This is a genomic window from Hymenobacter sp. YC55 (assembly GCF_029433095.1).
In the GTDB taxonomy this organism is placed as follows: Bacteria; Bacteroidota; Bacteroidia; order Cytophagales; family Hymenobacteraceae; genus Hymenobacter.
Genome location: NZ_JARNTX010000001.1, coordinates 3,048,986 through 3,060,972 on the forward strand (window position 1 = coordinate 3,048,986; position 11,987 = coordinate 3,060,972).

At 53.8% G+C, this 11,987-nt stretch carries 8 protein-coding genes; 5 read left to right on the forward strand and 3 right to left on the reverse strand.

Annotated elements, in window-relative coordinates; genetic code table 11:
• Positions 1-376 precede the first annotated feature (376 nt).
• Positions 377-1,831, reverse strand: coding sequence for a M48 family metalloprotease (locus P1X16_RS12630; RefSeq protein WP_277229245.1), 1,455 nt, complete (start codon positions 1,829-1,831; stop codon positions 377-379).
• Between the two features lie 161 nt (positions 1,832-1,992).
• A complete protein-coding gene (locus P1X16_RS12635) occupies positions 1,993-3,333 on the reverse strand; it encodes a DUF5103 domain-containing protein (protein WP_277229246.1) in 1,341 nt (446 codons plus the stop codon).
• 189 nt (positions 3,334-3,522) lie between these two features.
• Here P1X16_RS12635 and P1X16_RS12640 point away from each other — a divergent pair, with 189 nt between their 5' ends.
• From P1X16_RS12640 to P1X16_RS12660, 5 genes are all read left to right on the forward strand, one after another.
• A complete protein-coding gene (locus tag P1X16_RS12640) occupies positions 3,523-5,205 on the forward strand; it encodes an alkaline phosphatase PhoX (RefSeq protein WP_277229247.1) in 1,683 nt (560 codons plus the stop codon).
• Between the two features lie 68 nt (positions 5,206-5,273).
• The gene (locus tag P1X16_RS12645; RefSeq protein ID WP_277229248.1) at positions 5,274-6,131 is read left to right on the forward strand and encodes a leucine-rich repeat domain-containing protein; all 858 of its coding nucleotides are present in this window, start codon (positions 5,274-5,276) and stop codon (positions 6,129-6,131) included.
• Positions 6,128-7,948 carry a cytochrome c peroxidase gene (locus P1X16_RS12650; RefSeq protein ID WP_277229249.1) on the forward strand — a complete coding sequence of 607 codons (1,821 nt, stop codon included), beginning with the start codon at positions 6,128-6,130 and terminating at the stop codon, positions 7,946-7,948. The genes P1X16_RS12645 and P1X16_RS12650 overlap by 4 nt, the downstream gene beginning before the upstream one ends.
• 367 nt (positions 7,949-8,315) lie before the next feature.
• Positions 8,316-9,041 carry a GH25 family lysozyme gene (locus P1X16_RS12655; RefSeq protein ID WP_277229250.1) on the forward strand — a complete coding sequence of 242 codons (726 nt, stop codon included), beginning with the start codon at positions 8,316-8,318 and terminating at the stop codon, positions 9,039-9,041.
• 146 nt (positions 9,042-9,187) lie between these two features.
• Positions 9,188-9,703 carry an SgcJ/EcaC family oxidoreductase gene (locus tag P1X16_RS12660; protein ID WP_277229251.1) on the forward strand — a complete coding sequence of 172 codons (516 nt, stop codon included), beginning with the start codon at positions 9,188-9,190 and terminating at the stop codon, positions 9,701-9,703.
• Positions 9,704-9,949: 246 nt separating this feature from the next.
• Here the strand turns inward: P1X16_RS12660 and P1X16_RS12665 are convergent, their stop codons facing one another.
• Complete coding sequence (locus P1X16_RS12665; RefSeq protein WP_277229252.1) at positions 9,950-11,860, reverse strand: ABC-F family ATP-binding cassette domain-containing protein; 1,911 nt, start codon at positions 11,858-11,860, stop codon at positions 9,950-9,952.
• Positions 11,861-11,987 lie beyond the last annotated feature (127 nt).

Consider the following 11,987-nt stretch of genomic DNA (forward strand, 5'->3'; position numbering starts at 1 on the left):
CAACGACACACTCACACTTGGGAAGAATGTTCAAGCAGTAAACTCACACCTAGCACGTCATGTATCTCCAAAACAACTTGAATTCGCCCTATTGAATGCATCCTGGCCTTGCTCTGCTGATTCGTTCTACGTGAGAGGCTATCAAGCTAGACAGTATTTATCGGCTGTTGAACTCACTCTCGAGCGAGAAGATGATATGTCAGTAGACACAAGACAAGACATAGATCCTATACACTTAGCAGGTACAATCACCGTCAACCAATTCCATCCAGGATATTATCGAATAGTGCGCGCAAAGAAGATTATTCTGGTTGAATAACTGGTCATAAAGAAGCGTAGAAGACTTGCCGTAGCAAGTCTTCTGTTAGCCTTATATCTACTTCCCCACCACCTTATACAACATCCCGGCAGTCAGCTTATCCGTGGTTTTCATACCGTTGAGGATAGCCATTTCTTCGTAGCGCTTGGAAGCAATGCCATTGGAGGCTAAGGCTTGAGCTAGCGTCTGGCCGGCTTTGGCGGTTTTGATGCGGACTTTCTCGGGCTGGCGGTTGAGCTTGTTGGCGTCGGTGAGGCGGCGGAAACCTTTGGCTACGCTCTGGAAGGTATCGCCGTAGCTATTAAGAGTACCGGGACCACAGAGACCCACGAGGGCGTAAAGCGTCTGGCCGTCCTGAATAACATACGATAGGCTGCTAGCCGTAATGCCTTGCTGGCCGGTCTGCTGGTCCTGCCCTACTTGGTCGCCTTGAATGGCAATGGCGGGGAAGTTGTTGATGGTGGTGCGGCTGGCTTGGGCGTTCTGTAGTTTCAATTGCTGAGCCAAGGCCTGGGCCGTTTCGTCGAGCGACTTATTGCCAGCGGGCAGCAAAATCATAACAGCTTTGCCGTTGGGCTCGGCCATCTGAAACTGGCTGGGCGAGTTCTGCGACTTCCAGCCTTGCGGCACCGGGAACTGAAACTTGAGGTCGGGGTGATAGAACACGCTGTTTTCTACGTAACCCTCGCGCGGATTGTCGCCGTAGGGCAAGCCTTCAATCATGCGCAGGTACTGGTCGCGGTTGGTAGCCAGTTGGCGGCCGGCTTGCTGCTCGGCCTGCTGGGCCAGCCTTTTCACGTTCTGGTAGCGGTCGGCGGAGTTAGGGTGCGATGACAGGAAAGTCGGCACTGTGGCGGCGCCGCTGCTTTGCTCAGTGCGCTGCAACGTCAGGAAGAAGTCGGCCATGGAGGCCGGGTCGTAGCCAATTTTACTGGAGTATTTCACGCCTAGCTGGTCGGATTCATTCTCGTCGTCGCGGCCGTATTTGAGCAAGCCTAAGCCCACTACCTGCGTGGCTGGTTCGGCAATGGAAGCAATTCGGCGCGAAAAAATTGAGCCTAGCAAAATGGCTCCGTTGGCGATAGTGGAGCGGGTTTGCTGCTTTCGGCCGTGACGGGCCGTAATGTGCCCGATTTCGTGCCCGAGTACACCGCTGAACTGCGCCTCGTTGTTGAAATGCGCCATAATACCCCGGGTGAAATACACGTGGCCGTCGGGGGTGGCAAAGGCGTTGATGATGGGCGAATCGACAATAGTGAAGCCCTTCACATCGGCGGGACGGTCGGAAATTCGGCCCATCTGCATGCCTTTGTTGTCGATGTAGCTCTGAAGGCTATTATTGTTGAGCAGGCCAAATTGGGCAATAACCTGCGGGTCGGGCTGGGCACCCTGCACTGGTGGCGGGGCGGGTAGAACTGCGGATTCGGTGGCAGCTAAGCGTGATCCAGCCAGTGGCAGCAGAAGCGCCAAGGTGAGGCCGGTACGCAGAACAGGAGTGAGAGTGGGTTGCATATGCGGGGAGAGTAGAGCGAGAAATAGATAGGCCTGCAACGAACCTCAGCTAGGCAAAGGTTACGTGGCCCGATTGATGGCTTCCACTGTATACCCATTGTCGTGCCAGCTTATAGGGTGGTAGTGGCAACGACCTACAACGTGCTGCTTGGCGGCACCTGTTACGGCCGCCGGTTTACGTCTAGGGCCTGATAGCCAATCAGCAAATCGGCGCGGGTTCCGGGCGGGCGGTAGTACACGAGCAGGTCGTATTGGTTTTCCGTTTCCTGGTGGCTTCCTTCCCAGACGGCACTGTTGGGCCCTTGCGGCGTTTGGGTGGCGTAGATGTAGTTGTAGTAACCTTGCTTGAGCAGTGCCTGCCCGGTATACAGCTGCGTGTCGGGATTATAGGTGAGTTTGAACTCGTCTTTGAACTGCCAGTCGGTGAGGGCGCCGAGCACATAAACAGGGCCAGCGGCCGGCTGCTCTGCTTTCAACTGAAACGTGACATTGAGGTAGTCGGCATTGGTGGCACCGTTGCCGTATTCGCGGCTCTCAATTACGCGCTGGCCGTTGATGTCGTCGAATTGGGAGTAGGCCTGGCCAGCGCGGGACGCATCGAGTTGAAGCAGCGCGGTGCGGGGCGAAGCGTTGGCATCAATCTGCGCCACGCCGATGCCGAGGGAACGGAACGTACGCAAATCGAAAAAGCGGAACTCACCTAAGGCCGGAAAGGCGTTTTCGAAGTTGAAATACTGGTAGTCGAGTTGACGTTCGGCGTCGCGCACGAAGGTGGGGCGCAGACCATATTTAGCATTGTCCCACCGAAAATTCTGCCGCAGCACCACCTTTACTTCCTGCGCCGGGTTTACCAGCTGTGTATTGTAGCGGATGCCGAAGTCGAGTTGCTGCAAGGTGTAGCGCTCGGTGCCAGCCACCGGAATGCCTTGCTTCAAAGCTATCTGCACGCCGTTTTCGTAGACGAGCAGCCGCCGGCTGAGCAGCGGCGTGTTGCCGGGGCCTTGCACTACCAGCAAGTAGTTGCCAGACAGCTTCACCCGCGGCACTTGCAGGCGGTAGTGGAAGTACGGCACTTTGGTATTGACGGAGGTGCGGTAGTTGGTAAAGAGAAACTCGTTAATTTCACTCAAGAATTGCATATCCGTCAGGTTAGACGGCTTCCAGTCCACGTCGCAGTGCACGAGCTTGGCAGTAAGGCGCTGGCTTTGCTCGCCCACTATATCAAACTCCAAGAGAATAGGCTGTTCCTGCGTGATGGGCACCACGGGCGGCGTGAAGATTTCGTTGGTGCTGCCGGAAGCTACATAGCACTGCACGGTCCGCACGTTGGGGTCGTAGGTGTAATCTTGGTAGCGCAGGGTCCGGTCGGCATAGTACTCCGGAGCGGGCTGCGCGGAACCGGCGGGCCGGCGGGCGGCATTGGGGTCGGTGATGGGCGTACCGAGCGGCACGCAGGCCGCGGCAAAAAACAGCAGGGAAACGAGGTAAGAGTAACGGGGCATAAAGGCGAATGTAGCGCGAACTTTCAGTTTATGGCTGCCTACATGAACGAGACAAGGTAGTAACGCAGTTGCTTACTAAAGCGGCATAGTGCTCACTAATCATGTGTTCACATAGAGGTAATGTAGACGTAAACCAGACGAAATAGTACGTTTTGAAATTGCGACCTAATTCCACAGCCTACAAATCCTATGAAACAGACTCCTACCCTTCTTCTTGCTGCCTTGTTTGGCGGTGGTCAAGCACTAGCGCAAAGCACCTGCCCTACCCTGCCCAACGACTACATCAGCAATTTCACGTCGGTGATGCCCTCCACCCAGCCGCAGGATTTGCGCATTCCTTCGACGCACACCTTCCAGATGCTGGTGCAAGGCGGCGAGCAGTACTCTACGTCCGCTGACGGTAACGTGAAGGAAGCTTTCGACTTCACGGGCTACGTGCCCATCGACGCCAGCAGCACCAACGGCTACTTGTCTATCAACCACGAAGGTTCGTCGACGGCCACCTCGGGCGTGAGTATGTTGAATCTGAACTTCAATCCTGCCAGCCGGGTGTGGAAGGTAGCCGCTAAAAATCCGGTGAACTTCGGGCCCGTAGTAGGCACCTACAACAACTGCTCGGGCGGCGTTACGCCCTGGAACACCATCATCACCTGCGAAGAAAACACGCCTACGGCCGCCGGTCAGGTTACGGATAGCAACGGTGACGGCTACTTCGACTTCGGTTGGACGGTGGAGCTTGACCCTGCTACCCACGCCGTGCGCGACCAGAATGGTGACGGCAAGCCCGATAAGCTCTGGCGCATGGGCCGGATGAAGCACGAAAACGTAGTAGTAGCTCCCGACCGCCGCACGGTGTACGAAGGAGCCGATGATGGCGCCAATAACAGCTTCGTATACAAGTACGTAGCCAACACGCCCGGTCAGCTGACCGATGGCACGCTGTACGTACTGAAACTCGACGGCCCTATTGCCACGGCTACCACCGGCACCTGGATTCCGGTTCCTAACAGTACGCCCGCTGAGTGCAACAACACCACGCCCGCCGCACTGGCCTTGGGCGCCACGAGCTTCAACGGCGTAGAAGACGTTGATATCAGCCCTCTCACCGGCCAAATCTATTTCACCGCCAAGGGTCCGGGCACCACGTACCGTTTCACCGACTCGGGCGCGACGGGCACTACCATCAGCAAGTTCGAAGTATTTGTAGGCAACTCGCCAGGCGTCACCAACCGGGCTTACACCATCAACTACGGTACGGGCACTATGTCCGAAGCGTGGGGCACTGGCAACGACAACCTCACCTTCGACTCGCAGGGCAACTTGTATATTCTGCAAGATGGTGGCCGCAACCACGTATGGTTGGTGCGCCCATGCCACACGCAGGAAAACCCAGCCGTGGAGCTGTTCGCCGTAACGCCCGCTGGCTGCGAACCAACCGGCATGACCTTGTCGCCCGACGAAAAGTTCATGTTTATATCTATCCAGTCGCCCGACCCGGCCAATACCCTCGCCACAATTGATGCCGCGGGTCAGTCGGTGGTATTCAATAAGTCGACAGCCATCGTTATTGCCCGCAAAGGCACGTTGGGGGCTCCTTTGGCCACCAAAAGCAAGAAAGAAGTATCGAAAGCCGATGTGTATCCAAACCCAGTGGGCACGGAGCTAAGCATTCAGTTGACCAACGCCCGGAAAGAAGCGGCTACGCTGCAAGTGTTCAACACGGTGGGCGCCCGCGTTTGGGAGCAGTCGACGGTACTGAACCAGGGCGAAAACAGCATCAACGTGCCAGTTGGTAAGCTGCGCAGCGGGCACTACAACTTGGTTATCAAAACTGCTACTACCTCTACCACTCGTCCTTTTATCAAGCAGTGAGGCCAGGCCAAATCATCCTACTAACTATTCTTGGTGTTGCCCTGCAGGCTTTGCAGGGCAACACTTGTTTGGCCCAATCTGCGCCGTGCGCTACGTCGGCGTCCTTTACGCTTACTGATGCGCTCAACCGGCCAAGCTGTATCCAGGAGCTGAACCTGCGGGGGCAGAATCTGGAACTACTGCCGCCTTCCTTGGCGCAGTTGCCGCGGCTGCGGCGTCTCTACGCCCACGAAAACCATCTGCGCCACCTACCCGAAGAACTTGGGCAACTGGATAGCCTGCGGGTGCTGTTTCTGAACAAGAACAGCCTGCTGGATCTGCCAGCCGGCATCGGTAAGCTGCACCGGCTAGGTCAACTGCAAATCGACCAGAACTCGCTCACTGAACTTCCGCCCAGCATTGGCGACCTGGACAGCATGCGCTATTTGGTTTGTGCCTGGAACAACTTCGCGTCGTTGCCGGAGCAGCTCGGCAACCTAACGCAGCTGCAGTACTTCGACACCTCGCACAACCAATTGCTTTTCTTGCCGAATACTATGAGCAACCTGCGCGAACTGCGCTACGTGTACCTCAACGACAACAAGCTGCAAAGCCTACCCGCGCAACTTGGTGCGCTGCGCAAGCTCCAGGAACTGAACGTTAGCAACAATCAACTGGAACAACTGCCGGCCAGCATCGGCGACTGCGCAGACCTGAAGATTCTTATCCTGTCGGGCAACCAGCTTAAGAGCCTGCCCAAGAGTATCGGCAAGCTGAGTAATTTGGAAATGCTGATTGCCAACGACAACCAACTGACGGCGCTACCCAGCTCGCTAGCGAAATTGAAGAAACTCAAAACGGTTATTGTAAAGCAGAACGCCTTCACGCCGGAAGCCCGCCGCCAAGCGGAAGCTGCCTTGCCCGACACGAAATTCTATTTTCAATGAACAGCCTCCTTTCTCGTTTTCAAGCGGTCGGCCGGCCGCTGCTGCTCGGGTTGGCGGTGCTGCTGTTCTCGTTTGCGGCCCTGCGCAAAACGCCGGTTGAGCAAGTAAAGGATTACTATAACAACCACCTCCACCAACTTCATTCTGCCCTCACCCGCTTCCAGGAAGTCACTTACCAAGCCGATACCACTGCCCTCCGAACTCAGTTTGCTGCGTGCCGGGCAGAATACAAGCAGTTGGAGTTTGCGGTGGAATACTACTACCCGCACGCAGCCTCGCGCGTCAACGGCGCGGCCCTGCCCGAAACCGAGCCTGGTGAGCCTGGCGAAGTCATTCCGCCCACCGGCTTTCAGGTGCTGGAAGAATACGTGTACGCCGCACCCGATTCTCGAGCAAACCGGGACCTGATTCATCAGGAACTAGACAACGTGCTCTATCAGATACGCCATTTGGAGCAGCAAGCACCCTACCTAGCCTTCTCCGACGCTGAAGTATTCGACGCCGTGCGGCTCAATTTGTACCGTTTGGCGGCCAAAGGCATATCGGGGTTTGACTCGCCGGCTGCCCATGCGTCGTTGCCGGAAGCAGCGGTTACGCTGAAAGCCAGCCGGGAAGTGCTGGCTTCGTTTGACGTGCCGCAGGCTCTCACCACGCAATTAGAGCGCTGCGCAGCCGCCGTAGCCGCCCCCAACCAAGACTTCAACAGCTTCAACCGGGCCCGGTTCTTGGTGCGCTTCTTCAACCCGGCCCTGGCTACGCTGCGGCAAGTGCAACTGCAACTACACATTCCGTTTGTTGCAGCCAAACGTGCGGTGCGGGTCGATGCCGCTGGCTACTTTGTGGCCGATGCCTTCGACGCATCCTTTTTCGCGCCTGCCAATGCTGCAGCGCCTACGCCGGCGGTGCTGGCCTTGGGAGAAGCTCTTTTCAAAGAGCCTGTACTGTCGGGTAAGGCAGGACGCTCGTGCGCCAGCTGCCACATTCCGGGCCGGGCCTACACCGACGGGTTGAAGGTGAATAGTTCGTTGCTGGCTGACGCCGGCCTGGAGCGCAACACCCCTACCTTGCTCAATGCTGCCCTGCAACCCGACCAGTTCTACGACAGCCGGGTGCATTACCTGGAAGACCAAGTACACGCTGTAGTGTCCAACAAAGCCGAAATGGGCGGCCAACTAAGTGAAGCGCCTGCGCTACTACGCAAGAAAGGCAGTTACGCCAAGCTGTTTGCCAAGGCCTTCATCAACGAGAAGCAACCTGTCACAGAGCACAACATCCGACGCGCCGTGGCTACCTATGTCCGCTCTCTGGTCCGCCTCAACAGCCGCTTCGACCAGTACCTGCGCGGCGACACCGCTGTGCTCAACTCCCAGGAGGTTTTGGGCTTCAACCTGTTCATGGGCAAAGCGCAATGCGGCACCTGCCACTACATGCCCTTATTCAGTGGCACGGTCCCGCCTCTTTACGACAAAACCGAAAGCGAAATTCTAGGCGTACCGGCCACCGCCGACACCTTGCACCCTACACTAGACGCAGACCAAGGTAAATTCCTGCTCTACGGCATTGCCCACCAGAAGCACGCTTTCAAAACTCCTACCGTCCGCAACGCTGCCCTCACCGCTCCCTACATGCACAACGGCGTGTACCAAACCTTGGAGCAGGTGCTGGATTTCTATAACAAAGGCGGCGGCGCGGGCATGGGCCTGAACATACCCAATCAAACCCTAGCCGAAGACAAGCTAGGCCTAAGTACGGCCGAGCAGCAGGCTATTATTGCCTTCATCAAGGCATTAAATGACACGCGGGAGGTAGCGTATTAACCTAACAACAAGCTCCTACTTGGTTGTAGTTGCTGACGCACAATCCATTAGCAACAGCATCCTAGTTATTCTTCCGATGCCGCTTCCCTCCTACCACACTTTTGCTTGAAGTGGGCACTCATGTTCGCATCGTTTAGTGTTTACTAGCCGCAACAAGAGCAGAACTCCCGAAATCTATACGTATGTGGCGCTGAATACCAGCTCCGCTTCGTCACTTGATACACTGAAGCTATAAACCAAGCCTTCGGGAAGCATACTTAACTTGGTGTGCTTCCCGAAGGCTTGTTGCGCACATAGCGTAGTTTGCCGAAGCTTGCACCCATGTCAAGTTTCAGCACTCCATATGTTGGCCACCATTTAATACAAAATGAACAAAAAGCTTTGGATAATAGTGACCCTTGGGGTACTGACAATAATGTCAGTAATAGTTATGTTCTACAAAGGACTACTAAGGCTCAATTATCCTTCTTATAAGGAGTTTCCCGTTCAGGGTATTGACATTTCTCACCATCAAGGCGATATTAATTGGGATAAATTAACGAATGAAAAAATTTCATTTGTATTTATAAAAGCAACAGAAGGCGGAGATTATAAAGACCCTAAATTTCAAATAAATTGGGTGAATGCTAAAAACGCAGGACTTGCAGTTGGCGCATATCATTTTTATAGGCTTTGCAAGACTGGAACCGAACAAGCGGACAATTTTATTTCAACCGTCCCAAGGAATGACGGGAATCTTCCACCAGTGATTGATTTAGAATTCGGCGGGAATTGCCAAACTGATAAGACTGATGAAATAATAATTCAGGAAGTTCAGGATTATACTGACATAGTAAAAGAATACTACGGTCAAACACCTATTTTTTATGTAACAATAGAGTTTTACGAGAAATATTTACAAAACCGCTTCACAGATTACCCTATATGGATACGCGACATATCTACTAGGCCTGAGCTACCTGATAGAAGAAGCTGGGTTTTTTGGCAATTTGCTAACAGAGGGCACATAGAAGGTATAGATGGATATGTTGACCTCAACGTATTTAATGGCGACAAGATTGAATTCCTGAAATTAATAAAGAAAGGAACCTAACACAGGATTTGCAGCATGTGGTATAAAGTGCAAACTTGAAATTTTATATTTGATAATAAACGGAAGCTTTTTGCTTAAATCTACTACTCGTCGCAAAGCCTCGAACCGGAAGTAATTGGTAACATACATCCACAACTTCAATAGCCATGGCCTTGAAACATCTCATGATTATCTCGGGTGCAACCCTGTCGATGCTTTTTTCAATACCAACGGTTGCGCAGCATAATGCAGACTCAACGGCGATTCAAAAGATTCTGCAAGAAGAGGTAACATCCTGGAACAACAGTGATGCGCTAACTTACTCAAAGCATTTCGCTGATAATGGGACATTCACAAATATTCGCGGTATGTTTTTCACCGGCCATCAGGGATTCTTAGACCGGCATGCCGAGATTTTCAAAGGCATGTTTTCCAAAACTGTTTTGAATCAAGAAGTTGTTTCCTTTCGCTTCCTTGCCGCTGATGTAGCCCTTGTGGAAACGCTTACTTGGATTACAGGGCTTAGAAGAGACGCGTTACCAAAAGGAATTAACATTGACGACAGAGGCCGCTTACATACTCGACTTCTCCAAGTCTTTCAAAAGCAGGCAGGAGCCTGGAAAATAATTGTTTACCACAATGTCGACGTTAAAGCCAACGTACCCGTTCCGCCACACCCCTGAACAGGCGCATATAGTGTGGCATTAGTCAATCCATCCAGATAAGAAATAACGGCTTACAACATCAGCTTTTTGCAATAGCAGCTGACGAACATTGGCCCTACACCTGGAACTATAGTTATGCATGTATAAACTTAAGCCATGCAGCACAGAATGGTACTATAGCAAGATGCTAAGCATTGAAAAAATAAAAGCCCCGCCCGAAGCTACGTGCTTCGGGCGGGGCTTATTACTAGGCAAAACGACTGTCTACATCTCTGCCAGTGTTTCCCAACGGTCGTTGAGTTGAGCCAGTTCTTTTTTCACCTGCTCAAACTTGACGGTGGCATCTTTTAGCTGAGCGGTGTTTTGGTAAATCTGCGGGTCGGCGAGCTGCTTTTCGTAAATCGCCAGTTCTTTTTCCCGCTCATCAATTTTCTTTTCCACTTCAGCCAGCTCTTTCAAGGCTTTTTTTTGGTCGGGCGAAGGCGTTTTGGCCGGTGCGGCTTCCACTTTCTTTTCCTCCTTCGGTAGCGGCTTAGGAGCCGAAGGTGAGGGCAGACCAGCTTTCTTGGCCGTCTTCTCCCGGTCTTCCTGCCACTGCTCGTACTCGGCGTAGGTGCCGGGGTACTCTTTCAGCTGATAGTCTTCGATGTACCAGATTTTGTTGGCCACATTCTCCACAAAGAACCGGTCGTGGCTGATGACGATGTAGGTGCCTTCGTACTGGTCCAGTGCCTGAATCAGAATGTTCACCGACTGCATGTCCAAGTGGTTGGTCGGTTCGTCGAGCAGCAGGAAGTTGGCTTCCGAAATCAGAGTTTTGGCCAAGGCCACGCGGCTTTTCTCGCCCCCGCTGAGCACCTTGATTTTCTTGTACACTTCCTCACCCGTGAACAGGAACGAACCGAGCACCGACCGCAGCTCCATTTCGGTGCGCCGCGAGCCAGCCTCTATCATCTCCTGCAAAATCTCGTTCTCGATGCGCAGGCTTTCCAACTGGTGCTGCGCATAAAACGACATGATGACGTTGTGGCCCAACTGGTGGTTGCCGTTGGTAGGCGCTTCCTGGCCCGCTACCAAACGCATCAGCGTGGATTTGCCTTTGCCGTTGGCCCCAATGAGGGCAATTTTGTCGCCCCGCTCGATGTGCACGTGGGTGTCGCGGAAGATCAGCTTTTCGCCGTACTTCTTGCCCACGTGCTCCATGCGCAGGATGTGGCGGCCGGGCGTCACGGTGAAGTTGAACTTGATGTTCACGCGGGCATCGTCGCCGGCTACGTCTTCGATGCGCTCCAGCTTATCCAGCGCTTTCACGCGGCTTTGGGCCTGCTTGGCTTTGCTGGCCTTGGCCTTAAACCGCTCGATAAAGCGCTCCGCCTGCCGAATTTGGGCTTGCTGGTTTTCGAAAGCGCCCTTCTGAATAGCGTTGCGTTCCTCTTTCTCTTCTAGGTAATACGAGTAGTTGCCGGCATACGGCACCAGCTTGCCGCCCGTCACTTCCACGGTGGTGTTGGTGGTCCGGTCTAGGAACTCCCGGTCGTGGCTCACGATGATAACAGCGCCTTCGTAGCCGGCCAGGTAGTTTTCTATCCACTTGATAGACGGTAAGTCCAAGTGGTTGGTTGGTTCGTCGAGCAGCAGCAGCGAGGGTTGCTGGAGCAGAATCTTGGCCAACATCACGCGCATGCGCCAGCCTCCCGAGAACTGCTTCAGCGGCTTCTGCAGCTCCTCGGTGGTAAAGCCGAGACCTTCCAAAATCTCTTCGGCACGGGCCTGCATGGTGTAGCCCCCCAAAGCCTCGAACCGCTCTTGCAGGTCGGCCAGCTTTTCTACTAGGTCGTCGGTGTAGTTGGTTTCAAACTCCACCAGCACCTGATCTATCTTCTTTTGGAGCTCCAGGGCCTCGGCAAAGGCCTGCATGGCCACCACCAAGATGGGCTCGTGCGAGTCGTAGGAAAGCAGGTCCTGGTTCAGGAAACCAAGGCTGACATCCTTGCTCATGGAGATGCTTCCCCCGTCGGGCTTGTACTCGCCCACCAGAATGCGCAGCAGCGTGGATTTGCCCCGGCCATTGAGCCCGATGAGGCCAATTTTATCCTTGGGCTTTATGTGGAGGTTGGCTTTGTCGTAGAGCGTACGGGAGCCAAAATGAAAGTCTAGGTCGCTAATCGAAATCATCCTACTTTGCTATGAAGCTGCAAAGGTACGAGGTTTAAGCAGAGCTTTATTTGCTTCATGCTGAAGACTAGAACATAATGCTCTGGTAAAAAATCCCATCATCTCTACCTAGTAAAAAAGCATAACT

Coding starts and splice junctions, on each gene's coding strand:
- P1X16_RS12630 (WP_277229245.1), bottom strand. CDS start 1,831: ATGCAACCCACTCTCACTCCTGTTCTGCGTACCGGCCTCACCTTGGCG.
- P1X16_RS12640 (WP_277229247.1), top strand. CDS start 3,523: ATGAAACAGACTCCTACCCTTCTTCTTGCTGCCTTGTTTGGCGGTGGT.
- P1X16_RS12655 (WP_277229250.1), top strand. CDS start 8,316: ATGAACAAAAAGCTTTGGATAATAGTGACCCTTGGGGTACTGACAATA.
- P1X16_RS12635 (WP_277229246.1), bottom strand. CDS start 3,333: ATGCCCCGTTACTCTTACCTCGTTTCCCTGCTGTTTTTTGCCGCGGCC.
- P1X16_RS12665 (WP_277229252.1), bottom strand. CDS start 11,860: ATGATTTCGATTAGCGACCTAGACTTTCATTTTGGCTCCCGTACGCTC.
- P1X16_RS12650 (WP_277229249.1), top strand. CDS start 6,128: ATGAACAGCCTCCTTTCTCGTTTTCAAGCGGTCGGCCGGCCGCTGCTG.
- P1X16_RS12660 (WP_277229251.1), top strand. CDS start 9,188: ATGGCCTTGAAACATCTCATGATTATCTCGGGTGCAACCCTGTCGATG.